Genomic DNA, 24,589 nt, shown 5'->3' with positions numbered 1-24,589 from the left:
ATGTACCGTTACGATGAATTCGACCACGCCTTCGTGTCTGCGCGCGTTGAGCAATTTCGCGACCAGGTGGCACGCCGGCTGTCGGGGGAACTGTCCGAGGACGCCTTCAAGCCCCTGCGGCTGATGAACGGCGTCTATCTGCAATTGCACGCCTATATGCTGCGCGTCGCGATCCCCTACGGTACGCTGAACGGCCGCCAGATGCGCATGCTGGCCCATATCGCCCGCCGTTACGACCGCGGCTACGGCCATTTCACCACGCGCCAGAACATCCAGTACAATTGGCCCAAGCTTTCCGACACGCCGGATATCCTCGATGAGCTGGCAAGCGTCGAGATGCATGCCATCCAGACCTCGGGCAATTGCATTCGCAACGTCACGGCCGATCATTTCGCCGGTGCGGCCGCCGACGAAATGGCTGATCCGCGCCCTTATGCCGAAATCCTGCGGCAGTGGTCGTCGGTGCATCCGGAGTTTTCCTTCCTGCCGCGCAAGTTCAAGATCGCTGTCACCGGCGCGCCGAGCGACCGCGCCGCCATCCAGGTCCACGATATCGGCCTGCATCTGAAGAAGGACGAGGCCGGCAATCTCGGCTTTGCCGTCTATGTCGGCGGCGGGCAGGGGCGCACTCCGATGATCGCCAAGCTGGTGCGCGATTTCCTGCCTGAAGAAGATCTGCTGTCTTATGTGACGGCCATTGTCCGGGTCTATAACCTGCATGGCCGCCGCGACAACAAGTACAAGGCGCGAATCAAGATCCTGGTGCACGAAACCGGCGTCGAGGAACTGACGCGCGAAATCGAGGCGGAGTTCGATGCGCTGCGCCACGGCGAATTGAAGCTTCCGGACAGCGATATCCGCAGCATCGAGGCCTATTTTGCGCCGCCAGCACTCAACGACCGGCCGGAAGGCTGGGCCGATCTGGCCCGTGCCAAGAAGGCCGATGCCGGCTTTGCGGCCTGGGTCAACCAGAACGTCGCGGCCCACAAGCATCCCGACTACGGCATGGTGACGATTTCGCTGAAGCCGATCGGCGGCATTCCCGGCGATGCCAGCGACAGCCAGATGGATGCCGTCGCCGACATTGCCGAACGTTTCGCCTTCGACGAAGTCCGCGTCAGCCATGAGCAGAACCTGATCCTGCCGCATGTCGCCCGCGCCGATCTCTACGCGGTCTATTCGCTGCTGGAGGCCGCGGGCCTTGCCACCGCCAATGCCGGACTGATCACCGACATGATCGTCTGTCCGGGGCTGGATTACTGCGCGCTGGCCAATGCCCGCTCCATTCCCGTCGCGCAGGAAATCTCGACACGCTTCGGTTCGGCCGCACGTCAGGCGGAAATCGGCGAGCTGAAGATCAAGATCTCCGGCTGCATCAATGCCTGCGGCCATCACCATGTCGGCCATATCGGCCTGCTGGGTGTCGAAAAGAAGGGCGCCGAACTCTACCAGATCACCCTTGGCGGTTCCGGTGACGAGAACACCTCGATCGGCGAGATTATCGGTCGCGGCTTCGAGCCGGAAAAGGTGACCGATGCGGTGGAAACCATCGTCGACACCTATCTTGGCCTGCGGCTTGACCCGAAGGAGACCTTCCTGGCCGCCTATCGCCGGGTGGGTCCGCAACCCTTCAAGGACGCGCTTTACGGCGAAGCGGCCGAAGCCGCGTGAGGAGCCTGACATGACCCGTATCTGGACCGAAAACGGCTTTGCCGACAGCGATGCCTGGATTGTCGAGACCGACGAGCAGAAGGCCGGCGAGGGGCAGCGCCCGCTGCTGGACCTTGAGGCTTTCCTGGCAGCAGCCAGCGACACCAATGACGGCGATTTCGGCGTGCTGCTGAAGCCGGCCGACGATGTCAGGCGCCTGGCGCCGCATCTGGACCGCCTGGCGCTGGTGGCCGTCGCCTTTCCCGCCTTCAACGACGGCCGCGGCTTCAGCCAGGCCTCGCTGTTGCGTGACCGTCTCGGCTATCAGGGCGAGTTGCGCGCCGTCGGCGACGTGCTGATCGACCAGATCCCGCTGATGCAGCGCACCGGTTTCGACAGTTTCGCCGTGACCAATGCCACGGCGCTGAAGCGTCTGGCCGACCGCCACCTGACCGGCATTGCCGAGCACTATCAGCCCGCTGCCCGCGGTGATGGCGAGGCAGGTGCCTATAGCTGGCGCCGGCGGGCGGCTGTATAAAATATTAAAATATCGCTATGTAAATGGCGGCCGTTGACGGAAGTCAAAGAGCAGCGGCCGCCTTTCGGGCATGTTGCCCTGCAAAATTAGATCAGGATCCGGCAAACGGGCCATGATCCTGCAATTGCCCTCTTGAAGCATCGGGAAACTTTCGGCAAGGGTTCAACATTCCGCCGTGCCCCCAAGATGCAAGCCATACGTTTGAGGAACTGACCGCGCATGAATGCTCCAGCCAAGACCGAGACAGCCGAACTGATCGTGCCGGAAGGCGTCTACGCCGAAACCGTGCTCAGCGTCACCCATTATACCGACCATCTGTTCCGCTTCCGCATGACCAGACCGGCCGGTTTCCGCTTCCGCTCCGGCGAGTTCGCCATGATCGGGCTGATGGTCGAGGGTAAGCCGATCTATCGCGCCTATTCGATCGCCAGCCCGTCCTGGGACGAGGAGTTGGAATTCTTCTCGATCAAGGTGCCGAACGGCCCGCTGACCCAGCATCTGCAACGCATCCAGCCGGGCGACCGGGTGCTGATGCGCAAGAAGCCGACCGGCACGCTGGTGCTGGACGCCCTGACGCCGGGCAGGCGCCTCTATATGTTCTCGACCGGCACCGGCATCGCGCCGTTTGCCAGCCTGATCCGCGATCCGGAAACCTATGAGAAATTCGAAGAGGTCATCCTGACCCACACCTGCCGTGAGGTGGCGGAACTGAAATACGGCTTCGACCTCATCGAGGAAATCAAGGCCGACGAGATGCTCAGCGAAATCGTCGGCGACAAGCTCAAGCACTATGCGACGGTGACCCGCGAGGATTATCCGTTCAAGGGTCGCATCACCGACCTGATCGCCAATGGCAAGCTGTTTGCCGATCTCGGCCTGCCGCCGCTCGACCCCACCGTCGACCGTGGCATGATCTGCGGCTCGACCGCCATGCTGAAGGACACCAAGGCAGCCCTTGAAAAGGCCGGGCTGACCGAAGGCGCCAACAACAAGCCCGCCGAATTCGTCATCGAACGCGCCTTCGTCGGCTAAGCGTCATCGGTCCAGGATGTAAGCGAGGCGAGCCCGGCGGAAAAGCCGGGCTTGGTTTGATGGCAGGCCGCTGTTGTTCTGCGACGTCATGCTCGGCCTTGTGCCGAGCATCTGCAACCGTCGGATTTCACAGCCAAGTTCAATTCATGACGCTCGGCAGCAGACCCTCGGGACAAGCCCGAGGGTGACGAAATGCCGTCCCTTTCTCGTCTGGAGCGAGGGGTGTTCGGTGTATCAGCAAACGCTCACCCCCTTACGCCTCCGAGAGATAGCCGATCAGGTTTTCCATGGCCGATTGCGCCAGGCTCGCGTCGCCTTGCTGGATGGCGCGGATGACGCCGACATGCAGCGCCACGGAACGATCCATCTTCTCCAGCGTCGCCTGCGCATACCACAGCCGGCGCGAATGGGTCTGTAGCGGCTGCAGGGCGGCGATCAGGAATGCATTGGGACAGGCGCATTCCAGGATCTCGTCGAACAGCTTGTCGGCGGCCAGGAACCCGTCGATATCACCGCCGGCCGCAGCCCCCGTCATGGCCTTGGCGCACTCGACGAGCGCCGCCCGTTGTTCCCCCGTCGCGGAGGCGGCTGCAAGGCCGGCAGCCAGGGGTTCCAGCTTGCTGCGGACCGCCATGATCTGCTGGTGGTCTTCCGCATGGATCTCGGCGATCTGCAGCCCGACGCGCGGCCGGATCAGGATCAAACCCTGCCATTCCAACTTCTGGATCGCTTCGCGCACCGGCGTTCGTCCGTGGCCGGACCGCTCGATCAACTCGCGTTCATTCACAAGGGCGCCCGGCGCAAGCTTCAGGGTGACGATCAGGTGCTCCAGGGCCCGATAGGCCAGGTGGCTCTGCGATTGGTGCGGACCGGCCATGTCGCCTCCCGTTTCTAATATATCACATTATCGCATGGCGGGTTTAGGATAGCAAACTTCACTGATATATCTGAAGCCATGGACCACAGGAGACAGATGGTTCGCGCCATCACAGCGCGCCTCGATAAGTTGCAGACGAAACAGAAAACCCAATGGCTTATTCGTGCCGCAGAGCCTCGATCGGGTTGAGTTGTGCCGCCCGCCGGGCCGGGAAATAGCCGAAGATCATGCCGATCGCCGCCGAGAAGGCAAAGGCCAGCAGGATGACCGAGGGGCTTGCCACGAAGGGCACGCTCAGAAGGGTGACGGCCGTATAGGCAAGGCCGAGGCCGAGCAGGATGCCGACCACGCCGCCGAACACCGACAGCGTCACCGCCTCGACCAGGAACTGCATCAGCACCTGTTGTTCGACGGCGCCGATTGCCAGCCGGATGCCGATCTCGCGGGTGCGCTCGGTCACCGAGACCAGCATGATGTTCATGATGCCGATGCCGCCGACCAGCAGGCTGACGGCGGCCACTGCCCCGAGCAGGCCGGTCATCAGCGTCGTGGTGCCGGTCAGGGTTGCTGCCATCTGGGTCATGTCGTTGACGGTAAAATCGTCTTCGCGGCCTGCGATGATCTTGCGCCGCTCGCGCAGCAGCCGTTCCACGTCGGCCTGCACCTTGGAGGTCGAAACGCCGTCATTGGCAGACAGCACCATGCTCGACACCTCGTTCGAGCCGCCGATCCGCCGTTGAAAGACCTTGAGCGGCATGACGACGATATCGTCCTGGTCGCTGCCCATGCTGCTCTGGCCCTTCTCCGCCAGAATGCCGATCACCTCGCAGGAGACGCTGCCGACCCGCAGGTTCTGCTCGATGGCCGGTGTCGAGCCGAAGAGCTCGCTTTTGACCGTCTCGCCGATCACGCAGACGGCCTGGCCGCCGCGCTCCTCGGATGCCAGGAACGTCCGACCGCTCTTGATGGTCCAATCCTGGGCGATAAAATAGTCGCCGGTCGTGCCGGTCACTGTCGTCGAATGGCTCTCGCCGCCGAAAATGACCGTCTGCGTCGATTGGTTGACGCCGGCGGTGGCGCGCAGGCCGTTGATCTGGTTCTTGACCGCCTCGATGTCGCGCTCGGTGAATTTCTTGGCTTCGGTACTGGCGCGCCCCGGCCCGAACTGCCCGGGCCGCACGAACAGCAGATTGGTGCCGAGCTTGGAGATTTCGGCCGAAACCTGCGCCGTCGTGCCATTGCCGATCGTCACCATGGCAATGACCGCAGCCACGCCGATCACCACGCCGAGCACGGTGAGGAAGGAGCGTAGCATGTTGCGGCTGATGGCGCGCAGCGCCAGCTTGATCGTCTCATAGAACATGGGCTGCGACCTTGTCGTTCTGGCTGTCGGACTGCAGGCGCCCATCGACGAAGCGCAGGTTGCGCCTGGCATAGGCGGCAATGTCGTCCTCATGCGTCACCATGATCACGGTGATGCCATGGTCGCGGTTGAGCCCGGTGATCAGTTCCATGATTTCCTTGCTGGTCTTGGTGTCGAGATTGCCGGTCGGCTCGTCGGCGAGCAGCACGGCCGGGCTGGTGACGATTGCCCGCGCAATGGCGACGCGCTGCTGCTGACCGCCGGACAGCTGCTGCGTCGTGTGGTTTTCGCGGCCGGCAAGGCCGACCTGCGCCAGCGCGATGGTCGCCAGCCGCCGTCGTTCCCGCGCCTCCATGCCGCGATAGACCAGCGGCAGTTCGACATTCTCGACCGCCGAGGTGCGGGCCAGAAGATTGAACCCCTGGAACACGAAACCGAGCATATGCCGGCGCAGCAGCGTATGCTGGCCGCGATCGAACTCGGAAGTCTTGATGCCCTGGAACAGGTATTCGCCGGACGACGGCACGTCGAGGCAGCCGATAATGTTCATCGCGGTCGACTTGCCGGAGCCGGATGGCCCCATGATGGCGACGAATTCGTGCTTCTCGATCACCAGGTCGACCCGGTCGAGCGCATGAATGGTCGCCTCGCCGGTACCATAGACCTTCGAGACCTGCTGCAATTCGATAAGGGGAGGGGGTGCCATGGCGATCAGCCGCTCTTTTCCGAGGCATCGGTGATCAAAAGTTCGCCCTCGACAAGCTCGCCCTTGGTAACGACCGTATTCTGCCCGTCGCTGGAGCCGATCTCGATATTGACGGCTGTCGGCACGCCATTGCGCAGCACCCAGACCGTCCGCTCACTGCCTTCCGGCTCGGGCGCCGAGATCGAACCCGTGCGCGGCGGACGAAACAGGCTGAACATGCCGCCACCGCCGCGGCTCTCGCCCTCTGCCGTCCCAGCATCGGGCGGCGAATAGCGTAGCGCCGCATTGGGGATCAGAAGGGCGTTCTCGATGGCCTGCACGGTGATGTCGGCCGTTGCCGTCATGCCCTGGCGCAACAGCAGCTTGTCGTTCTCGACGGCCAGAATGCCCATATAGGTGACGACATCGTTGACCGTCTCGGAGGCATAGCGGATCGAGGTGATTTCGGCGGGAAAGCGCATGTCGGAAAAGGCGTCGACCGTGAAGGTCGCCTTCTGACCGACGGCAACCTGGCCGACATCGGCCTCGTCGATGTCGACCTGCAACTCCATGTGCCGGAGGTCGCCGGCAATGGTAAAGAGGGTCGGCGCCTCCAGCGATGCGGCCACCGTGGCACCGGGATCGACATCCCTGGACAGCACGATACCGTCGATCGGCGAGACGATCGTCGCCTTGGACAGATTAACTTCGGCCAGTTCCAGGTCGGCTTCCGCCGACAGCACATCGGCCTCCGCGCTTTCCTTGGTGGCGACCGAAGCTTGATAGGTATACTCGGCGGCGTCGAGGTCCTGCTGTGTCGAGACGCGGCTGCCGACCAGGGTCTTCAGGCGCTCGAAGGTGGCTTTGGCCGATTTCATGTCGGCATCGGCCTTGGAGACGGCCGCCTTGGCGCCCAGCAGCTTGGCCCGATTGCTCTTGACGTCGGCTTCGAGCTTGGCGGTGTCGAGCCGGGCGACGACCTCGTTCTCCTTGACCATGCTGTTATAGTCGACGAGAACCTCGCGCACCGTGCCCGATTGTTCGCTGGACACGTCAACCTGCACCGTCGGCTCCACCGAACCGGTGGCCGTCACGATCACGGTCAGATTGCCTGTTTTGGCGGCGGAGGTGGTATAGCTGTAGTTGGTCGCACCGGTGCTGTAGAGGTAATAGGCGCTGCCGATCGCCACAATGGCGCCGAGGCTCAGAATCCGCCACAGCCAGCGCGATCCGCCGCCACGCTTCTTGGCCGTCGCCAGTAGCGTGGCAAGGTCGACGGTTTCGACCTTGGGTGCCGGAGAGGGGGGCATGTCGCCAGTGCTGCTCATTGGGAATCCATGTTGGGTTGTCGTCTTGACTTGCTTGCTCTTATCGGCGGGATCGATCCGGAATGGATTGACCGTAGTCAATTTCCAACGACGAAAACACAAATAAATGCGCAGTGGCCGAAAGGAGTACGATAGGCCGACGCGACGGTAAACTCCCACATATCGCTTTGAAATTAAAGTGAAATAATCGTAATGCACGGGCGCCCGGCAGATAGGGCGCCGACGCAAACCGCCGAGCCGGCTTCGCCCAACAAATTATGAAATACAACAAAATCAGCGGCTTGGTGCAAGGGGAGTCGACATCGTTGCGGGTGGCCTTCCGCTTGGCTCGATCATCGTATCTGCACTGATCGAGAAATCCCGGAAGGGGAACGTCCTGCAGGTTCTGCCGATCCGCACGGATCGGCAGAATCGGTTCCCAACAATGACGCCGCCAGGAGGCGCGCAGGCATAGAGGTCTGAGGTTGTTGGCACAGGTGCTGCACAGGCGGGCAAACGCCACAATGGGGATGCCCTGCATGCGCGACGGGTTCGTTTACGTCTGAATGAATTCCAATCCCCTGGACCGCAGCCGGGTTGGAGACGATTAGACGTAGCCGATGACGTCAGGATTGACCTTGCGCTCCATGCCGTAGTCGCGTCCATGCGGATTGCTGCGCCGGTCCTGGCGCGACAGGGCCTGCAGGTCGAGCGAGGGAACGCTCGTCACCCCATCGGCAAAGGTGCCGGTGTCCGGCGTCTCGAGTGTCATCTGGCGAATGGCGGTCAGCAGTGCGAACATGATGGTCCCTCCCTATGGCTGCAAAAACGGCTCAGCCGCGGATTGGTTCCCAGTCTAACCAAGGGGTGGTTGAGCAATCGTTAACCATGTTCGGATCGGGCCAACCGCAACAGGGATCGCCCGATCATTTGCCCGGCAGGTCAGCCTCGGAAGCGGGAGTCGTTCGGATCGATGCAGCCGCGCTCGTTGCAGATCGGGCGGTCATCGCCGCGAGGACGGTACCGATCGTCCCGGTCTGCGTCGTAACGGTCGGGATTGACCGGGCGCCGCGGGCGATAGTCGTTCGTGCGGTAATAGTTGCGGTCTTCGACGATGGGCTCCCGATAGACCGGCGGGCGGGATCTGTAAGGTTCGCCTTCGCTGACGCACCCGGCAAGGGTCAGGCTCGAAAGGCCGATGGCAACAAAGGAAATCAGGGATTTACGGGTCATGGCGTCTCCAATCAATGCCGAGCTATGGCATGATCTCCCCTGAACGCAAGGCCTGGGGAAACAGTTCCCTAAAATGATCAGGACGATCGTGCAGAGCGAGCCCCGCACGGCCGTGTCCCTGTTTGCCGCCTGGGCTGACGGACTATTTTTGACGATTGTCCAACGGCTCTTGTCCCCTGCCGGAAATGCCGTCATCAAATCGATGTGGCCTCCTTCACGTCTTGCAGGAGGTCCACCCCATAACGGCGCAGGCGCGCTCCTTAATCCTCAGGGGAATAGGTTCCATGACTTCAATATCTCGACTGGGCCTTGCGGCCCTCGTTCTCTCCGCCTCGCTCACCGCATCGACAAGCTCGGCATTCGCCTGGGGCTGCATCGCCGTGTCCGATGAAGGCAGCTATGGCTATAGCTACAACTACGACAACGAAGGCAGCGCCCGCGAAAAAGCGCTCAACGAATGCGCCGCCCGCACCACGGAAGATTCCGTCTGCGAAATCACCGAATGCGACGACGAGACCTGAGAAAGCCGCAACACGAGAGCCCGCCCGACCAGGTGGGCTCCTTCACCGGCAGACTGCAGCATGTGGACGCCGCGCGCCGTGAACGCCGCTGGATATCTTTATGTCTTCGGCTTGAAAAATGGTGAGAGCGCCGGGGTTCGAACCGGCCCGTTTCCGCACCTCCTAGGGCTGGCTCTCATCCTCGATGCATTGCTGGATGGTCTTGATGGCGGCCTTCAGAGGAAGGGTGTTTTCCGTTACGACAACCCAGATCACGTCATCCGCAATCTTATGGTACTCGTGGCGCAAGACATTGCCGATCCCGCGAATCTTCTTCCACGGGACATCGGGAGCGAGATTCAAAAGCTCGTCAGGTATGTGGCGGCAAGCTTCCGACACAATTTCCAGTGCCCGCTGGGTGCCGAGGCGCAGCAGCCAGTCGTTTTTAAACTCTGCAAGGGACTTTCCGGCGGTGTGGGCTTCGATGCCTTCGATGGCATCCATAATCTCAGCCAGAACCGGACCGACCTTGCGCTTGACCATCAGAAAACACGAATGGCGGATTGTTCGATATCGGTGCGCAGCATCGGGTGCAGGCTGCTACGGGTCGTGACGTCAACCTCTACGGAAAGCTCTTCCTCCAGAAACTGCTTTATCCCGACTAGGTCGAGGAGCGAGAACCGTTTGGCCGGATCATAGTCAATGAACAGGTCGAGGTCGCTCGACCTCTGAGCTTCGTCGCGGACCGTCGATCCGAAAAGGTACAGAGCCGTTGCGCCCATGCTTTTTATGGCATCGGCATGCCGTTGGAGCTTCTGAATGGCCTCGCTTCTGTTCATGATCATAGCTTACACGATTTGGCGCAAAGCTTCCATGGTGATCATCCGGCGGGATACCGTGCAATACATCTACGCAATTCCAGCCCTTTTAGGACTCAAATTCAACAGTTAAGGTATTGATTTCATGGTGAGAGCGCCGGGGTTCGAACCCGGGACCTACTGATTAAAAGTCAGTTGCTCTACCAGCTGAGCTACGCTCTCCCGAGAGGCGAGCAAATCAGCTCCCCTGGAAGTGCGCGGAACATAGGCAGGTGACCCCGGCGGGTCAACCCAAAAAACGTCGAAAATGCGTGTCTCCTGCGGTTTTACGTCACGTGCGCGAAAAGGTGATTGGCAGAGCGGCCAGCCGGGCGATAGGAAGGGCCGCTTAAAGCATGTCGCCCGAAAGTGGGCACCGGTTTTCAAGATGACGACATGCAGCATAATAAAGAGATAGGCGTGACGAGCGGATCCGAACGATCGCGGCATGCTTTAGGTGGTGAAGTGGAGCCTGCGCCGTGTCGATTGCCGATATATCCTTCTTCAGCGCGCTCCTGGCCGGGACGCTGTCCTTCCTGTCGCCCTGCGTGCTGCCGCTGGTGCCGCCCTATCTCTGTTACATGGCCGGCATATCGGTCGAGCAGTTCCGCGGCGAGACGGCCAAGGCCGCCGCCGATACGCGCCGCGCCGTGCTGTTGTCCTCGCTGCTCTTCACGCTCGGCTTTGCCACCGTTTTCGTGGCGCTCGGGGCAGGGGCCTCCACCATTGGCGTGCTGCTGCGCCAGCATCTCGATCTCTTGTCCAAGCTCGGCGGCCTGATCATCATCCTGATGGGGCTGAATTTTCTTGGCGTGTTCCGTATCGGCTTGCTGTCGAGCGAAATGCGGTTTCAAGGCAGCGGCAAGCCGGCGACGCTGACCGGCGCCTATGTCATGGGCCTTGCCTTCGCCTTTGGCTGGACACCCTGCATCGGTCCGGTGCTGGGCGCCATTCTGGGCGTTGCGGCGTCGCGCGAAACGGTCGGCGACGGCGCCCTGCTGCTCGCCGTCTATTCGCTGGGCCTAGCCGTGCCGTTCTGGATCGCCGCCGGATTTTCCGGCGCCTTCATGCGCTTTTTGACCCGGTTCCGCCGCCATCTCGGCCTGGTCGAAAAGCTGATGGGCGGACTTCTCGTGCTGACCGGCCTTGCCTTCATCTTCGGTTTCGTCAGCGATCTGGCGATTTGGTTCCAGCAGACCTTTCCAATCCTGTCACAAATCGGCTAAGGCCGAAGGAGGGAAGAGTGGCTGGGTCTTCGTGAGGTTCGGCATATTGAGGCGGAGCCGCAACACATGGCCGACATTGTCGCATTGGTTTTGCCGTTTTTCGGGCTCATCCTGATCGGCTATGTCGCCGCAAGGCTCACCCACCAGCCGGCCGGTGCCTTGGGCTGGCTCAATGTCTTCATCATCTATGTGTCGCTGCCGGCGCTGTTCTTCAAGCTGGTGTCGCGCACACCGATCGAGCAACTGACCCGTATCGATTTCATTCTGGCTTGTCTTGCCGGTACGTATACGATCTTTCTGCTGGTCTTCCTGATCGGTCGGCTGTGGCGCGGCAACAGCCTGGCCGACAGCACCATGCAGGCGCTCGGGGCCGCTTATGGCAATATCGGCTATATGGGCCCCGGCCTGGCGCTGCTGGCGTTCGGGGAGGCAGCTGCCGTACCCGTGGCGCTGGTCTTCTGCTTTGAAAATGCCGTGCATTTCATGGTGGCGCCGGCGATGATGGCGCTGGCCGGCGGCGATTCCCGGCCGCGCGGGCTGCTGGTCCTGGATGTGGCGAAGAAGATCGCCTTCCATCCCTTCATTCTGGCCACGGCTGCCGGCTTCGTGGCGGCGGCCGGTCAGTTCGAACCGCCGCTCGCCCTGCAGCGCCTCATCGACTATCTCGCCCAGTCTGCCGCCCCGTGCGCGCTGTTTGCCATGGGGGTGACGCTGGCGCTCAGGCCGCTTACGCGCATTCCGGCCGAGATCGTCTATATCGTGCCGATCAAGTTGATGCTGCATCCGCTGGTGGTCTACGTCGTGCTGGGCGCCGTCGGCAATTTCGATCCGCTGTGGATCTATACCGCCGTGCTGCTGGCCGCCCTGCCGACCGCCACCAATGTCTTCGTCATCGGCCAGCAATACGGCGTCTGGCAGGAGCGGGCCTCGGCCACCATCCTGCTGACCACGGTGTTTTCAGTCCTGACCGTATCCGGCCTGCTTTTCGCCATCACCACCGGGCGCCTGCCGGCGGATCTTTTTCCCTAACAAGGCCGGAAACGAACCGAAGCCGCGGCCGGGCTCGACGCCTTCGCGCATGACCAGATGGCGCAGCGGCGCCACCGAATTCAACAGATGCAGGCCCGCCGCCCGCAGCATCTGCACCGGCAGGAAGCTCGACAGCAGCGAGCGGTTCAAAATGTCGACGCTTGCCGTGCGGCTGATGACGTCGATCCGCCGACGGCGGTCGAAGACATCGCCGGCATCCGCGGCAATCGGCTTGTGGCGATCGGCACACAGGATGTCTTCGAGCGTCATGACATCGCGCAGGCTGAGGTTCAGCCCTTGCGCGCCGATCGGCGGAAAGGCATGCGCGGCCTCGCCGATAAAGGCGGCACGCCCCTTGCCGTATCGTAGCGCCGTCATGCCCGACAGCGGCCAGCACTGCACGCCGTCCTCGACGGTCACCTTACCGAGCAATGACTGCATGCGCGTTTCGACCAATCGGCTGAGGTCTTTAAGCGGCAGGGCCGCAAGCCGCGTCGCCTCCGCCGGCTCGACCACCCAGACCAGGCTGGAGCGCTGGCCGGGCAGCGGCACCTGTGTGAAAGGCCCGGTCTCGGTGTGGAATTCCGTCGAGACATTGTGATGCGGCACGGTATGGGCGAAATTCAGAACCAGGGCCGATTGCGGATAGGACCAGTTGCGCACGGCGACGCCGGCGCTGTCGCGGGTCTTCGATTTGCGTCCGTCCGCGCCGATGACGAAATCGACCGCGAGCGTCTCGCCCGTATCCAGCGTGATCGTCACGCCACCATCGTCGAACGACACGCTGTCGGCCTGTGCGGTCAGAATGCTGACGCCTTGTTCGTGCGCCAGCGCCTTTTCCAGAACAGCCATCAGATCGCGGTTGGCCATGTTGTAGCCGAAGGCGTCGATGCCGATCTCGGCGCTGCGGAACGCCACCGGCGGCGCCCGCAGCAGGCGCTTGGTGCCGTCGATGATCTGCATGGTCGACAGAGCGGCGGCAAAGGGCGCGATCTCTTCCCACAGGCCAAGGCGGGCCATGAAGCCGATCGACTGGTCCATCAGCGCCGTCGTGCGCCCATCGGCAACCGTCCGCGCGCCGGCCACCAGCACCACCGAACGCCCGCCGCGCGCCATCGCCAAGGCCGCCACGCTCCCGGCCAGGCCTGCACCGATTACCGCTATGTCAAACTGTCTCATCATGGGGATCCATTGTTTTCTGCCGGCAATCTAGTGCGTCCGCCGATCGAAATCCATGGGTTGAATTGGCGCAGTCATCGCGCCACGACAATCGGGACTCGGCGGGCCAATACTGTATTGCCGCGGCTGCGTTGTTGCAAAACGAACGGATTCGGGGAATATCCCCTGCACCGGGAGCAATGAGGGACGGTCGGACCGATATGAAGATTTTCAACTACAGGCGCGTGCCCTATGCGGAAATCCGCGCCTTCTCGGTTCATATCCTGACGGCGTCCGGTTCGTTCCTGGCCTTCCTCGGTGTGGTGGCGGCGGCCGAGCATCGATTCGTCGACATGTTCTGGTGGCTCGGCCTGGCGCTGGCGGTCGACGGCATCGACGGTCCGATCGCCCGCAAGGTGCGCGTCAAGGAGGTGCTGCCGAACTGGTCCGGCGATACGCTCGACAATATTATCGACTATGTCACCTATGTGCTGCTGCCGGCCTTTGCGCTCTATCAGAGCGGCATGATCGGCGAACCCCTGTCCTTCGTGGCGGCCGGCATGATCGTGGTGTCCAGCGCCATCTATTATGCCGACATGGGCATGAAGACCGACGAGTATTTCTTCTCCGGCTTTCCCGTCGTCTGGAACATGATCGTCTTCACGCTGTTCGTCATCGATGCCTCGGCGACCACGGCGATGACCGTCGTCACCGTCTCGGTGTTCCTGACCTTCCTGCCGATCAATTTTCTCCATCCGGTGCGCGTCAAGCGCCTGCGGCCGCTCAATCTGGCTGTCTTCTTCCTGTGGTGCGGGTTAGGCGGAGCGGCCCTGCTGATGCATTTCGACAGCCCGTCCTGGCTGGTCATTCCCTTCGTCGTAACAGGGATTTACCTCTATGTGATCGGCGGTGTGCTGCAGTTCGTTCCCGCGCTCGGTAAGTCGTAAGCACCGCCTCTCTGGGCCTTCAGGCGAGGAAAGCTTGGGCATGCACAAAAAATGGTCGGTTGACTGTTGTGCGTGGCAGCAATCCGGGTATCAATAGTGGGAAATGAGCCCGGACCGGTCGCAAGCGGCAAGCCGGTCGGGGCAATGAGTATCGGTAACGACCACGCATGGGGATCGGGCGGTCATCGCCCGGAGACTGCGTGGCAAGGGGGATATGTGTCGCAAACAGCAGTACCGGACGCGCTGCTTTCGGTCAGCCAGCTTACCAAGATGTTCGGCGCCTTCACGGCCTGCAATGCCATCGACCTGGACATCCGGCCAGGCGAAATTCACGCGCTGCTGGGTGAGAACGGCGCCGGCAAATCGACCCTGGTGAAAATGCTGTTCGGCGTGCTGGCGCCGACATCCGGCCGGATCGTCTGGCAGGGCAGGCCCGTCGAAATCGCCTCGCCGGGAGCGGCCCGCCAGCTCGGCATCGGCATGGTCTTCCAGCATTTCTCCCTGTTCGAAGCGCTGACGGTGGCCGAGAATATCGCCCTGTCGCTCGACGGCAAGACATCGATCGGCACCATTTCGCAAAAGGCCGCCGAACTGTCAAAGGCCTATGGCCTGCCGCTCGATCCCGACGCCCATGTGGCCGATCTGTCGGTCGGCGAACGCCAGCGCATCGAGATCGTCCGCGCCCTGCTGCAGAACCCCAAGCTGATCATTCTCGATGAACCGACCTCGGTCCTGACGCCGCAGGAAGCCGACCGGCTGTTCGAGACGCTGGAAAAGCTGAGGAGCGAGGGCCGCTCGGTTCTCTATATCAGCCACCGCCTTGAAGAGGTGCAGCGCATCTGCGACCGCGCCACGGTGCTGCGTCACGGCAGGGTGACCGGCGCCTGCGATCCCCGCCAGGAAACGCCGGCGTCGCTCGCCCGCATGATGGTCGGCGGCGAAGTCGCCAGTGTCTACCAGGAAGAAGACGCGCCGCTTGGCGCCGTGCAGCTGGAGATTACCGATCTCACCGTCCGGCCGCGCTCGCCCTTTGCCATGCCGCTGAAAAAACTGTCCCTGTCGGTCAAGGCAGGCGAGGTGCTGGCGATCGCCGGCGTGGCCGGCAATGGCCAGTCGGAACTGTTCGACGCGCTGTCCGGCGAATATCCCGTCGAAGACAACGAGCGCATCCGCATCCGCGGCAAGGCGGTTGGCCGGCTCGGCATTTCGGCGCGTCGGTTGATGGGCGCCGGCTTCGTGCCCGAGGAGCGCCATGGCCATGCCGCCGTTCCGGCGCTCAGCCTCTCCGACAACCTGCTGCTGGCGCGCAACCAGTCGGATCGCAAGGCCTTTCTCGGCGGCGGTTTTCTGAAACTGATCCGCCACGACGCCGTCCGCACGGCCGCCGCCCGTATTTCGGAAGCCATGGACGTGCGCAAGAGCGGCGTTGACCCTGCGGCAGGCTCCCTGTCGGGCGGCAATCTGCAGAAATTCATCGTCGGGCGCGAACTCGACCGCCAACCCGCCGTCCTGGTCGTCAACCAGCCGACCTGGGGCGTCGATGCCGGCGCTGCCAGCCGCATCCGCCAGGCCCTGGTCGATCTGGCCCGCAGCGGCTCGGCTGTCGTGGTCATCAGCCAGGATCTCGACGAGATCTTCGAAGTGGCGACCAGCATTGCCGCGATCTCCGAAGGCCGGCTGTCGGAAAGTTATCCCGCCAAGACCATGACCCGCGAGCGGATCGGCATCCTGATGGGCGGCATGCATGCCGGGGAGGCTGCCCATGCGCATTGAGCTGGAAAAACGCAGCCGCACATCGGGCCTGTTCCAGGTGCTGTCGCCGCTGTTGGCATTGGCGCTGACGGTCTTGTTCGGCGGCATCATGTTCGCGCTGCTCGGCAAGGACCCGGTGTCGGCCCTCTACAGCTTCTTCATCGAGCCGCTGCTGGAAGTCTGGTCGCTGCACGAACTGGCGATCAAGGCGGCACCTTTGATCCTGATCGCCGTCGGTCTGTCCCTCTGTTATCGCTCCAACAACTGGAACATCGGCGCCGAGGGCCAGTTCACCGTCGGCGCGATGACGGGGTCGATCCTGCCGATCCTGTTCTACGAATGGCATTCGCCGCTGCTCCTGCCGCTGATGCTGCTGATGGGCATGGCCGGCGGCGCGCTCTATGCCGCGATCCCGGCGCTGTTGAAGACAAGGTTCAATACCAACGAGATCCTCACCAGCCTGATGCTGGTCTATATCGCCCAATTGCTGCTCGACTGGCTGGTGCGCGGACCCTGGCGCGATCCGCAGGGCTACAATTTCCCGCAGAGCCGCTCCTATGTCACCGAGGCCGTGCTGCCGGAAATGCTGGCTTCTGGCCGCGCCCATTGGGGCTTTGCCTTTGCCATTATCGCCGCCATCGGCGTCTGGTTCCTGATGCGCTATACGCTGAAGGGCTTCGAAGTCGTGGTGCTCGGCCAGTCCGAACGGGCAGGGCGGTTTGCCGGTTTCTCGTCGAAGGGCATGGTGTGGTTCTCCATGCTGGTCTCCGGCGCGCTGGCGGGCCTTGCCGGCATTTCCGAAGTGTCCGGCTCGATCGGCCATCTGCAGCCGAGCATTTCGCCGGGTTACGGCTTCACGGCGATCATCGTCGCCTTCCTCGGCCGGCTCAACCCGCTGGGCATCATCGCCTCGGGCCTTGTGCTGGCGCTGACCTATCTTGGCGGCGAGGGCGCACAGCTGTCGATCGGTGTCTCCGACAAGGTGACCCGCGTTTTCCAGGGGCTGCTGCTGTTCTTCGTGCTCTCCTGCGACGCGCTGATCCTCTACAAGGTGCGCATCGTCTTCGACAAGAGCCGTCGCCTTCTGAAGGGAGATGCAAGATGATCATCGAAGCCATTCTCCTGACCGTCATCACCGCCGCCACGCCGCTGGTCATCGCCTCGGTCGGCGAACTGGTGACCGAGCGCTCGGGCGTTCTCAATCTCGGGGTCGAGGGCATGATGATCATGGGCGCGGTCTGCGCCTTCGCCGCCGCCCAGCTGTCCGGCTCGCCCTTCGTCGGCCTTCTGGCCGGCATCGTGTCGGGCGCTGCCTTTTCGCTGCTGTTCGGCTTTCTCACTCTGACGCTGGTGGCCAACCAGGTGGCGACAGGCCTGGCGCTGACCATTCTCGGCCTTGGTATATCCGGCATGCTCGGCGAGAGCTTTGTCGGCATTCCCGGCGTCAAGCTGCAGCCGATCGTCATTCCGCTGTTGTCCGATATTCCTTTTGTCGGACCGCTGCTGTTTCACCAGGATATCGTCTTCTACCTGTCGATCGCGCTGGTCGTCGGCGTCAACTGGTTCCTGTTCAAGAGCCGGGCCGGCCTGAAGCTTAGGGCCATCGGCGACAGCCACAGTTCGGCCCATGCCCTCGGCATCTCGGTCATCCGCACCCGTTATCTCGCCGTGATGTTCGGCGGCGCCTGCGCGGGACTTGCCGGTGCGCAGCTGTCGCTGGTCTATACGCCGCAATGGGTGGAGAACATGTCGGCCGGCCGCGGCTGGATCGCGCTGGCGCTGGTGGTCTTTGCCTCCTGGCGTCCCTGGCGGGTTCTGGCCGGTGGATACCTGTTCGGCGCCGTGTCGATCGGCCAGCTGCATGCCCAGGCCTTCGGCATCGGCCTGCCGTCGCAATTCCTCTCGGCAATGCCCTATGTCGCGACCATTGTCGTGCTGATCATAATTTCCCATAATCGGCGCACCACGCTGATCAACACACCGGCATCCCTGGGCAAGCCCTTTGTGCCGGACCGCTAAAACACCTGGATATCAACGAAAACGGATAGGGGTTACCATGAAGAAACTGCTCATAGCACTCGTTGCGACGACGGCCGCGCTCGGCGGGTTCACCGTCGGGGCCGAGGCCCAGGAAAAGACCAAGGTCTGCTTCATCTATGTCGGCACCAAGACCGATGGCGGCTGGACCCAGGCTCATGATATCGGCCGCCAGGAGCTGCAGGCCCATTTCGGCGACAAGATCGAAACGCCGTTCCTCGAAAGCGTGCCGGAAGGCCCGGATGCCGAGCGGGCCATCGAGCGCCTGGCCCGTTCGGGCTGCGCGATGATCTTCACCACCTCCTTCGGCTTCATGGATGCGACTATCAAGGTTGCCGCAAAATTCCCGGATGTGAAGTTCGAACATGCCACCGGCTTCAAATCGGCCGACAATGTCGCCACCTACAATTCGCGTTTCTATGAAGGCCGTTATATCGCCGGTCAGATCGCCGGAAAAATGTCTGCCAAGGGCGTCGCCGGCTACATCGCCTCCTTCCCGATCCCGGAAGTCGTCATGGGCATCAATGCCTTTGAACTCGGCGCGAAGTCGGTCAATCCCGATTTCAAGATGAAGGTCATCTGGGTCAACACCTGGTTCGACCCGGGCAAGGAAGCCGACGCCGCCAAGGCGCTGATCGACCAGGGCGTCGATATCCTGACCCAGCACACCGACACGACAGCGCCGATGCAGGTCGCGCAGGAACGCGGCATCAAGGCCTTCGGCCAGGCCTCCGACATGATCGCCGCCGGCCCGAACACCCAGCTGACCGCCATCAAGGATACCTGGGGTGCCTATTACATCAAGCGGACCCAGGCCCTGCTCGACGGCACCTGGAAGTCGCAGCAGAGCTGGGACGGCCTGAAGGACGGCATTCTCACCATGGCGCCCTATACCAACATGCCGGACGACGTGAAGGCGATGGCGGAAGCCACCGAAGCCAAGATCAAGTCGGGCGAGCTGCATCCCTTCACCGGCCCGATCAAGAAGCAGGACGGCTCGGAATGGCTGAAGGACGGCGAAAAGGCCGACGACGGCACGCTGCTGGGCATGAATTTCTACGTCGAAGGCGTCGACGACAAGCTGCCGCAGTAAGCGGTTCTGTATTGAACCCGACGAGAATGACGAGGGCGCCCCGGTGGCGCCCTTTGCTTTTGGCGAAGCGATGGCAGGATCCACTCAGTCGCAGAACCGTCGCGTCGGTCGGACAGACTGTCTGAAAACTAGGACGGTTTGGTTGCTGCCATTGAAGGCCGTAGCGCCATACGGGTCCACCAATCCTGGAGATTTCCGTATTGACGGATGAGTTCCGCCCCTTCGGATGTCATCAGGAAATAGTCAAACATGGGCGCGGCGTACAAATCGGCTAGCGTTAGCTGCTCGCCAACCAGCCATGGACCGTCTCTCATCAGTTGGGACATCGCCGCCAGGCAGTTTCGTGCTTTCGCGAGAGCTGCCGCGAGCTTGTCCTCGTCAGTGGGAACACCTCTGCCGGGTTTCGATATCAGCTCCACGTAAACACCCCACACCAGGTGAGGATAGGCATAGTTGTCAGCAATGCTGATCAACTGATTGCATCGTGCACGCTGCACCGGATCTGAGGGCTGAAGTTGCGGCCCCTCGAACGCTTCATCAATATATCGAGCGATGGCACCGGTCTCATAGAGGCTAAACTCGTGATGCTCGAATGCAGGAATGCGTCCGAATGGGTGCTTCGCCAAGTAGTCGGTTGGAGGACCGCCGTCTGCAAAGATATCGAGCGGAACAAGGTGATATTCGATGCCTTTCTCCATCAGGCATAGTCGCGCAATTCGCACGTAAACGCTGTAATCTGCTCCGAAGAGGCGCGGTTGTGCGGTCATCTGCTTACCCTCCGGCAAATGCCATGTGATCCAAACCCGGCCGCGTCCATGAGGGTTTATGCCATGGCAGACCTCTCAGCAACAGGTCGCGCCCACTGCTGCTTATGCTCGAAACGTTGCACTTTTTGAACCAAATAGCCCATCTCAAAACGCCCAACAACGCCGCCTCGGGCTATTGGGCATCGAAATCAGGCGCACTTGACGAGGCATGTCCGCAACGCTTTCGGCCTTACACCTAGCCGCTGGGGGAAACTGACCCGGTTGAGCGCTGCACAATCGTTCAAGATCAGAGCGGCGTAAATTCCTAGTGTTGCTCATTGAACAATGGAGCAAGATAAAATGGTAACACAACACCACGCCATCAACTTCTCGGAAAAGCTTGCGAAGATCACCGATCTTTGGCAACCGCGTGTCATAGCGGAAATGAACGACTACCAGTTCAAGGCGGTGCGTATCGAAGGGGATTTCATCTGGCATCAGCATGCCGATACGGACGAAACATTCATCGTTCTTAGCGGTCAGTTACGGATTGATTTTCGCGATGGCTCGGTGTCGATAGGCCCCGGCGAAATGTTCGTTGTTCCGAAGGGAGTCGAGCATAAGCCTTTCGCGGAGAGGGAAGTTCACCTTCTCCTAATCGAACCACGCGGCGTCCTTAACACCGGTCATGCTGGCGGCGACCGCACAGCCCAGAACGATATCTGGGTCTAACTGTCGCGAAAACCAGGTACAAAAGTCCGAATGTCGCGATTGGCTTTTTGCGACAAAGGGGATTCCAGCTTTCAGCCAGGAACTGGGCGTCCCGGCGGCGCCCTTTTTGTTTTTCCCAATTGATTTCTGGTAATTCCCCGCAAGGCCACATTTACAAAAGTCATATTGTATGATTAATGGGGCGTGTCACGGGAGGTGACACTTAGGGAGGAAATCATGAAGTTTTTTAAAGCGCTTGCCAGCGCCACGATGCTTGCTGGCTGCATGTTCGCCACGGCCCAGGCCGAAGGCCTCGTCGTCGGATTTTCGCAGATCGGTTCTGAGTCGGGTTGGCGCGCGGCGGAAACCACGCTGACCAAGCAGCAGGCCGAAAAGCGCGGCATCGACCTGAAATTCGCCGATGCCCAGCAGAAACAGGAAAACCAGATCAAGGCGCTGCGCTCCTTCATCGCCCAGGGCGTTGACGCGATCCTGGTCGCGCCGGTCGTTGCCACCGGCTGGGACGAAGTGTTGGAAGAAGCCAAGGAAGCCGAAATCCCGGTCATCCTGCTCGACCGCACCGTCGATGCCGACAAGGAACTCTACATGACGGCGGTCACGTCCGACCTCGTGCATGAAGGCAAGGTTGCTGGCGAATGGCTGGCCAAGACGGTGGGCGACAAGGCCTGCAACATCGTCGAACTGCAGGGCACCACCGGCTCCTCGCCGGCCATCGACCGCAAGAAGGGCTTTGAAGAGGGCATCACCGGCAAGGCGAACCTCAAGATCGTCCGCAGCCAGACCGGCGACTTTACCCGCACCAAGGGCAAGGAAGTCATGGAAAGCTTCCTGAAGGCCGAAGACGGCGGCAAGAACATCTGCGCCCTCTACGCCCATAACGACGACATGGCCGTGGGCGCCATCCAGGCGATCAAGGAAGCCGGCCTGAAGCCGGGCACCGACATCCTGGTCGTGTCGATCGACGCCGTTCCGGACATCTTCCTGGCCATGGCGGCCGGCGAAGCCAATGCCACCGTCGAGCTGACGCCGAACATGGCAGGCCCGGCCTTCGATGCGCTCGAAGCCTTCAAGAAGGACGGCACCCTGCCGCCGAAGTGGATCCAGACCGAATCGAAGCTCTACACCCAGGCCGACGATCCGAAGAAGGTCTACGAAGAGAAGAAGGGCCTCGGCTACTAAGACTTCATTTCCCGTCAGGGTTAGCTGTTCGCAGGAGAAGCCGACCCTGAACAGAGATAACTCGCCGGAGTGCGAAAGCCTCCGGCGGGCCAGTTGAAGTGGTGGCTGAGGCAAGCATGACAGAAATTTCGAACGCTATTCTCGCGGCCAGCGGGGTGTGCAAGTATTTCCCCGGTGCGACCGCCCTCGACCATGTCGATTTCCATCTTCGACGCGGCGAGATCCATGCGCTGCTCGGCGAAAACGGTGCCGGCAAATCGACCCTGGTGAAATGCCTGACCGGCGCTTATCGGCGCGATGACGGGCGGATCGTGCTCGACGGCGCCGAAATCGACCCGAAAGACACCCACGCCGCCCAATCGCTCGGCATCGGCACCGTCTACCAGGAGGTCAATCTGCTTGGTAACCTCACGGTCGCCGAAAACCTTTATCTCGGCCGCCAGCCGCGCCGCTTCGGCCTGATCGACACCCGCCGCATGAACGAACAGGCCCGGCAATTGCTGGAAGGCTACGGCATCGACATCGATGTGAAGGCCGAACTCTCGGTCTATTCTGTCGCCATCCAGCAGGTCGTGGCGATCGCCCGTGCTGTCGATCTCTCCGGCAAGGTGCTGATCCTCGACGAGCCGACCGCCAGCCTTGATGCGCAGGAGGTCGAGATGCTGTTCCGCATCATGCGCGATCTCAAGGCGAAGGGCCTTGGCATCGTCTTCATCACCCATTTCCTCGGCCAGGTCTATGAAGTCGCCGACCGTGTCACGGTGCTGCGCAACGGCTGCCTGGTCGGCACGGCGGAAACCGCGTCGCTGGACCGCAAGGCACTGATCTCGATGATGCTCGGCCGTGAACTGGCTGCCATCGAGGCCGGCCACCACGCTACCACGGAGCCGGACGGCCCCATCCGCTACAGTTTCAGCAACTTTGGCCGGCGAGGGCGCGTCCAACCCTTCGATCTCTCGATCCGCGCCGGCGAAGTGGTCGGCATGGCCGGCCTTCTCGGCTCGGGACGGACAGAGACCGCCGAGACCTTGTTCGGCGTGCGCCCCTCCGATAGCGGCACGGCGGAAATTGACGGCAAGCCGGCCAGGATCGGCAGTCCGCGCGAGGCCATCCGCCTCGGCTTCGGCTTCTGCCCGGAAGACCGCAAGATCGACGGCATCGTCGGCGACCTGTCGATCCGCGAGAATATCGCGCTGGCCCTGCAGGCGCGGCGCGGCTGGCTGAAGCCCATGTCGATGCGCGAACAGGTGGAACTCGCCGATCACTATATCGCCGCCCTCGACATCCGCACCACGGATCGCGAAAAGCCGATCCGTCTGCTGTCGGGCGGCAACCAGCAGAAGGTCATCCTGGCCCGCTGGCTGGCCACCGATCCGCAATTCCTGATCCTCGACGAGCCGACCCGCGGCATCGATGTCGGGGCGCACGCCGAAATCATCAAGCTGATTGAGGAGTTGTGCGCCAAGGGCCTGTCGCTGCTGGTCATTTCCTCCGAACTCGAGGAGTTGCTGGCCTATAGTTCGCGGGTCGTGGTGCTGCGCGACCGGCGCCATGTGGCCGAACTGTCGGGACCGGAAATGACCACGGCGCATATCGTCGAGGCCATTGCCGCGCAGGCGGTCGAAGGGAGTGCGGCATGATCCAGCATCTGAAACCGCTCGCCGGCCGTCTGGCCCCGCAACTGATCGCGCTGGCCGTCATCCTGACCCTCAATGTGCTGGCCTTTCCAGGCTTCTTCGACATCGAGATCCAGAACGGCCGGCTCTATGGTAGTCTGATCGACGTGCTGAACCGCGGTGCGCCGGTGGCGCTGCTGGCCGTCGGCATGACGCTGGTCATCGCCACCAAGGGCATCGACCTTTCCGTCGGCGCGGTGATTGCCATCACCGGTGCCGTGGCTGCCGCGACGATCTCCGGCGGCGCGTCGCTTCTTTACACGCTTGGTCTCGTTCTGGTCACCGGCCTGTTGTGCGGGTTGTGGAACGGCGTGCTGGTCGCGGTGCTCGGCATCCAGCCGATCATCGCCACCCTGGTGCTGATGGTGGCCGGCCGCGGCATTGCGCAGCTGATCACCGAGGGCACGATCCTGACCTTCACCGATCCGGGCCTGGTGTTCATCGGCAGCGGCGCACTGTTTCTGCTGCCCATGCCGGTGCTGATCTTCATCGCCTTTGCCATCGCCATTGCCTTTCTGGTGCGCGGCACGGCGCTCGGCATGCTGGTCGAATCGGTCGGCATCAATCGTCGCGCCAGCACCTTGTCGGGGGTCGGCACGCCCGTCCTGCTGATCGTCGTCTATGGCCTCTGCAGCCTGGCCGCTACCATCGCCGGCCTGATCGTTGCCGCCGACATCAAGGGCGCCGACGCCAACAATGCCGGCCTCTGGCTGGAACTCGATGCCATCCTGGCCGTGGTGGTCGGCGGCAACTCGCTGCTCGGCGGCCGGTTCAGCATTGCCGGCTCGCTGCTCGGCGCGCTGATCATCCAGTCGATCAACACCGGCATCCTGCTCTCCGGCTTCCCGCCGGAATTCAACCTGATCATCAAGGCCGCCATTATCGTGATCATTCTCGTCATCCAGTCGCCCGCCCTGCAGCAGCTCGGCGCCTATGTCCGGCGTGCGCCAAGCGGTGCCGGGGAGTGATGCC

General features: G+C 62.1%; 25 protein-coding genes and 1 tRNA gene. 15 read left to right on the top strand and 11 right to left on the bottom strand.

Going from position 1 to position 24,589, the window contains the following annotated elements:
* The 3 genes from HFC70_RS15375 to HFC70_RS15365 all read left to right on the top strand — a co-directional run bounded on the left by HFC70_RS15375 (position 1) and on the right by HFC70_RS15365 (position 3,220).
* The gene (locus HFC70_RS15375) at positions 1-1,671 is read left to right on the top strand and encodes a nitrite/sulfite reductase (protein WP_168474146.1); all 1,671 of its coding nucleotides are present in this window, start codon (positions 1-3) and stop codon (positions 1,669-1,671) included.
* Positions 1,672-1,681: 10 nt separating this feature from the next.
* The gene (locus HFC70_RS15370; protein ID WP_168474145.1) at positions 1,682-2,188 is read left to right on the top strand and encodes a DUF934 domain-containing protein; all 507 of its coding nucleotides are present in this window, start codon (positions 1,682-1,684) and stop codon (positions 2,186-2,188) included.
* Between the two features lie 219 nt (positions 2,189-2,407).
* Entirely contained in the window at positions 2,408-3,220 is an 813-nt protein-coding gene (locus HFC70_RS15365; protein ID WP_168474144.1) for a ferredoxin--NADP reductase, read from the top strand.
* 253 nt (positions 3,221-3,473) lie between these two features.
* Here HFC70_RS15365 and HFC70_RS15360 read toward each other — a convergent pair whose 3' ends face one another.
* The 6 genes from HFC70_RS15360 to HFC70_RS15335 all read right to left on the bottom strand — a co-directional run bounded on the left by HFC70_RS15360 (position 3,474) and on the right by HFC70_RS15335 (position 8,685).
* Entirely contained in the window at positions 3,474-4,097 is a 624-nt protein-coding gene (locus tag HFC70_RS15360; protein ID WP_168474143.1) for a GntR family transcriptional regulator, read from the bottom strand.
* 157 nt (positions 4,098-4,254) lie between these two features.
* Positions 4,255-5,460, bottom strand: a complete 1,206-nt coding sequence (locus HFC70_RS15355; RefSeq protein WP_168474141.1) for an ABC transporter permease — start codon at positions 5,458-5,460, stop codon at positions 4,255-4,257.
* Complete coding sequence (locus HFC70_RS15350; RefSeq protein ID WP_168474140.1) at positions 5,450-6,166, bottom strand: ABC transporter ATP-binding protein; 717 nt, start codon at positions 6,164-6,166, stop codon at positions 5,450-5,452. The genes HFC70_RS15355 and HFC70_RS15350 overlap by 11 nt, the downstream gene beginning before the upstream one ends.
* 5 nt (positions 6,167-6,171) lie before the next feature.
* On the bottom strand, positions 6,172-7,473 hold the full coding sequence (locus HFC70_RS15345; protein ID WP_168474138.1) for an efflux RND transporter periplasmic adaptor subunit: 1,302 nt from the start codon (positions 7,471-7,473) through the stop codon (positions 6,172-6,174).
* 586 nt (positions 7,474-8,059) lie between these two features.
* A complete protein-coding gene (locus HFC70_RS15340) occupies positions 8,060-8,254 on the bottom strand; it encodes a hypothetical protein (RefSeq protein ID WP_168474042.1) in 195 nt (64 codons plus the stop codon).
* Between the two features lie 140 nt (positions 8,255-8,394).
* Positions 8,395-8,685 (bottom strand): hypothetical protein, encoded by a 291-nt coding sequence (locus HFC70_RS15335; protein ID WP_168474137.1) that lies wholly within the window; start codon positions 8,683-8,685, stop codon positions 8,395-8,397.
* Between the two features lie 284 nt (positions 8,686-8,969).
* Between HFC70_RS15335 and HFC70_RS15330 the strand changes: the two genes are divergently transcribed.
* Complete coding sequence (locus HFC70_RS15330) at positions 8,970-9,206, top strand: DUF4189 domain-containing protein (protein WP_168474136.1); 237 nt, start codon at positions 8,970-8,972, stop codon at positions 9,204-9,206.
* 162 nt (positions 9,207-9,368) lie between these two features.
* On the opposite strand, the gene HFC70_RS15325 is transcribed toward HFC70_RS15330, so the two are convergent.
* From HFC70_RS15325 to HFC70_RS15315, 3 genes are all read right to left on the bottom strand, one after another.
* Positions 9,369-9,728, bottom strand: coding sequence for a DUF86 domain-containing protein (locus tag HFC70_RS15325; RefSeq protein WP_168474135.1), 360 nt, complete (start codon positions 9,726-9,728; stop codon positions 9,369-9,371).
* Positions 9,728-10,024 carry a nucleotidyltransferase family protein gene (locus tag HFC70_RS15320; RefSeq protein ID WP_168474134.1) on the bottom strand — a complete coding sequence of 99 codons (297 nt, stop codon included), beginning with the start codon at positions 10,022-10,024 and terminating at the stop codon, positions 9,728-9,730. The genes HFC70_RS15325 and HFC70_RS15320 overlap by 1 nt, the downstream gene beginning before the upstream one ends.
* 125 nt (positions 10,025-10,149) lie before the next feature.
* Positions 10,150-10,225: transfer RNA gene (locus tag HFC70_RS15315), tRNA-Lys, on the bottom strand.
* Between the two features lie 296 nt (positions 10,226-10,521).
* Here HFC70_RS15315 and HFC70_RS15310 point away from each other — a divergent pair.
* Positions 10,522-11,268 carry a cytochrome c biogenesis CcdA family protein gene (locus HFC70_RS15310; protein WP_168474133.1) on the top strand — a complete coding sequence of 249 codons (747 nt, stop codon included), beginning with the start codon at positions 10,522-10,524 and terminating at the stop codon, positions 11,266-11,268.
* 66 nt (positions 11,269-11,334) lie between these two features.
* The gene (locus tag HFC70_RS15305) at positions 11,335-12,297 is read left to right on the top strand and encodes an AEC family transporter (protein ID WP_168474132.1); all 963 of its coding nucleotides are present in this window, start codon (positions 11,335-11,337) and stop codon (positions 12,295-12,297) included.
* Here HFC70_RS15305 and HFC70_RS15300 read toward each other — a convergent pair.
* A complete protein-coding gene (locus HFC70_RS15300; protein ID WP_168474131.1) occupies positions 12,226-13,476 on the bottom strand; it encodes a UbiH/UbiF family hydroxylase in 1,251 nt (416 codons plus the stop codon). The genes HFC70_RS15305 and HFC70_RS15300 overlap by 72 nt on opposite strands.
* Positions 13,477-13,676: 200 nt before the next feature.
* Between HFC70_RS15300 and pcsA the strand changes: the two genes are divergently transcribed.
* The 5 genes from pcsA (at position 13,677) to HFC70_RS15275 (ending at position 19,284) form a co-directional block, all read left to right on the top strand.
* Complete coding sequence (gene pcsA / locus HFC70_RS15295) at positions 13,677-14,402, top strand: phosphatidylcholine synthase (protein ID WP_168474130.1); 726 nt, start codon at positions 13,677-13,679, stop codon at positions 14,400-14,402.
* A gap of 216 nt (positions 14,403-14,618) precedes the next feature.
* On the top strand, positions 14,619-16,175 hold the full coding sequence (locus tag HFC70_RS15290; protein ID WP_168474129.1) for an ABC transporter ATP-binding protein: 1,557 nt from the start codon (positions 14,619-14,621) through the stop codon (positions 16,173-16,175).
* Positions 16,165-17,259, top strand: a complete 1,095-nt coding sequence (locus HFC70_RS15285; RefSeq protein WP_168474128.1) for an ABC transporter permease — start codon at positions 16,165-16,167, stop codon at positions 17,257-17,259. The genes HFC70_RS15290 and HFC70_RS15285 overlap by 11 nt, the downstream gene beginning before the upstream one ends.
* On the top strand, positions 17,256-18,173 hold the full coding sequence (locus HFC70_RS15280) for an ABC transporter permease (protein ID WP_168474127.1): 918 nt from the start codon (positions 17,256-17,258) through the stop codon (positions 18,171-18,173). Before HFC70_RS15285 ends, HFC70_RS15280 begins: the two co-directional genes overlap by 4 nt.
* 37 nt (positions 18,174-18,210) lie before the next feature.
* Complete coding sequence (locus tag HFC70_RS15275) at positions 18,211-19,284, top strand: BMP family ABC transporter substrate-binding protein (protein ID WP_168474126.1); 1,074 nt, start codon at positions 18,211-18,213, stop codon at positions 19,282-19,284.
* A 128-nt stretch (positions 19,285-19,412) separates the two neighbouring features.
* Here HFC70_RS15275 and HFC70_RS15270 read toward each other — a convergent pair whose 3' ends face one another.
* Positions 19,413-20,051 carry a glutathione S-transferase family protein gene (locus HFC70_RS15270; RefSeq protein WP_168474125.1) on the bottom strand — a complete coding sequence of 213 codons (639 nt, stop codon included), beginning with the start codon at positions 20,049-20,051 and terminating at the stop codon, positions 19,413-19,415.
* A gap of 339 nt (positions 20,052-20,390) precedes the next feature.
* Here HFC70_RS15270 and HFC70_RS15265 point away from each other — a divergent pair, with 339 nt between their 5' ends.
* The 4 genes from HFC70_RS15265 (at position 20,391) to HFC70_RS15250 (ending at position 24,585) form a co-directional block, all read left to right on the top strand.
* On the top strand, positions 20,391-20,762 hold the full coding sequence (locus HFC70_RS15265; protein ID WP_168474124.1) for a cupin domain-containing protein: 372 nt from the start codon (positions 20,391-20,393) through the stop codon (positions 20,760-20,762).
* A gap of 216 nt (positions 20,763-20,978) precedes the next feature.
* Positions 20,979-21,941 (top strand): galactofuranose ABC transporter, galactofuranose-binding protein YtfQ, encoded by a 963-nt coding sequence (ytfQ, locus tag HFC70_RS15260; protein ID WP_168474123.1) that lies wholly within the window; start codon positions 20,979-20,981, stop codon positions 21,939-21,941.
* Between the two features lie 116 nt (positions 21,942-22,057).
* Complete coding sequence (ytfR, locus tag HFC70_RS15255; protein ID WP_168474122.1) at positions 22,058-23,581, top strand: galactofuranose ABC transporter, ATP-binding protein YtfR; 1,524 nt, start codon at positions 22,058-22,060, stop codon at positions 23,579-23,581.
* Positions 23,578-24,585 carry an ABC transporter permease gene (locus HFC70_RS15250; RefSeq protein ID WP_168474121.1) on the top strand — a complete coding sequence of 336 codons (1,008 nt, stop codon included), beginning with the start codon at positions 23,578-23,580 and terminating at the stop codon, positions 24,583-24,585. Before ytfR ends, HFC70_RS15250 begins: the two co-directional genes overlap by 4 nt.
* Positions 24,586-24,589 lie beyond the last annotated feature (4 nt).

Source organism: Agrobacterium sp. a22-2 (assembly GCF_012276985.1).
In the GTDB taxonomy this organism is placed as follows: Bacteria; Pseudomonadota; Alphaproteobacteria; order Rhizobiales; family Rhizobiaceae; genus Allorhizobium.
Note: the sequence above shows the minus strand (reverse complement) of the source record. Positions and strands in the feature narration are given on the sequence as shown.

Bases quoted from the DNA above. Each gene is read 5' to 3' on its own strand.
- HFC70_RS15375 (WP_168474146.1), top strand. From the start codon at position 1: ATGTACCGTTACGATGAATTCGACCACGCCTTCGTGTCTGCGCGCGTT.
- HFC70_RS15370 (WP_168474145.1), top strand. From the start codon at position 1,682: ATGACCCGTATCTGGACCGAAAACGGCTTTGCCGACAGCGATGCCTGG.
- HFC70_RS15365 (WP_168474144.1), top strand. From the start codon at position 2,408: ATGAATGCTCCAGCCAAGACCGAGACAGCCGAACTGATCGTGCCGGAA.
- HFC70_RS15360 (WP_168474143.1), bottom strand. From the start codon at position 4,097: ATGGCCGGTCCGCACCAATCGCAGAGCCACCTGGCCTATCGGGCCCTG.
- HFC70_RS15355 (WP_168474141.1), bottom strand. From the start codon at position 5,460: ATGTTCTATGAGACGATCAAGCTGGCGCTGCGCGCCATCAGCCGCAAC.
- HFC70_RS15350 (WP_168474140.1), bottom strand. From the start codon at position 6,166: ATGGCACCCCCTCCCCTTATCGAATTGCAGCAGGTCTCGAAGGTCTAT.
- HFC70_RS15345 (WP_168474138.1), bottom strand. From the start codon at position 7,473: ATGAGCAGCACTGGCGACATGCCCCCCTCTCCGGCACCCAAGGTCGAA.
- HFC70_RS15340 (WP_168474042.1), bottom strand. From the start codon at position 8,254: ATGTTCGCACTGCTGACCGCCATTCGCCAGATGACACTCGAGACGCCG.
- HFC70_RS15335 (WP_168474137.1), bottom strand. From the start codon at position 8,685: ATGACCCGTAAATCCCTGATTTCCTTTGTTGCCATCGGCCTTTCGAGC.
- HFC70_RS15330 (WP_168474136.1), top strand. From the start codon at position 8,970: ATGACTTCAATATCTCGACTGGGCCTTGCGGCCCTCGTTCTCTCCGCC.
- HFC70_RS15325 (WP_168474135.1), bottom strand. From the start codon at position 9,728: ATGGTCAAGCGCAAGGTCGGTCCGGTTCTGGCTGAGATTATGGATGCC.
- HFC70_RS15320 (WP_168474134.1), bottom strand. From the start codon at position 10,024: ATGAACAGAAGCGAGGCCATTCAGAAGCTCCAACGGCATGCCGATGCC.
- HFC70_RS15305 (WP_168474132.1), top strand. From the start codon at position 11,335: ATGGCCGACATTGTCGCATTGGTTTTGCCGTTTTTCGGGCTCATCCTG.
- HFC70_RS15300 (WP_168474131.1), bottom strand. From the start codon at position 13,476: ATGAGACAGTTTGACATAGCGGTAATCGGTGCAGGCCTGGCCGGGAGC.
- pcsA (WP_168474130.1), top strand. From the start codon at position 13,677: ATGAAGATTTTCAACTACAGGCGCGTGCCCTATGCGGAAATCCGCGCC.
- HFC70_RS15285 (WP_168474128.1), top strand. From the start codon at position 16,165: ATGCGCATTGAGCTGGAAAAACGCAGCCGCACATCGGGCCTGTTCCAG.
- HFC70_RS15280 (WP_168474127.1), top strand. From the start codon at position 17,256: ATGATCATCGAAGCCATTCTCCTGACCGTCATCACCGCCGCCACGCCG.
- HFC70_RS15275 (WP_168474126.1), top strand. From the start codon at position 18,211: ATGAAGAAACTGCTCATAGCACTCGTTGCGACGACGGCCGCGCTCGGC.
- HFC70_RS15270 (WP_168474125.1), bottom strand. From the start codon at position 20,051: ATGACCGCACAACCGCGCCTCTTCGGAGCAGATTACAGCGTTTACGTG.
- HFC70_RS15265 (WP_168474124.1), top strand. From the start codon at position 20,391: ATGGTAACACAACACCACGCCATCAACTTCTCGGAAAAGCTTGCGAAG.
- ytfQ (WP_168474123.1), top strand. From the start codon at position 20,979: ATGAAGTTTTTTAAAGCGCTTGCCAGCGCCACGATGCTTGCTGGCTGC.
- ytfR (WP_168474122.1), top strand. From the start codon at position 22,058: ATGACAGAAATTTCGAACGCTATTCTCGCGGCCAGCGGGGTGTGCAAG.
- HFC70_RS15250 (WP_168474121.1), top strand. From the start codon at position 23,578: ATGATCCAGCATCTGAAACCGCTCGCCGGCCGTCTGGCCCCGCAACTG.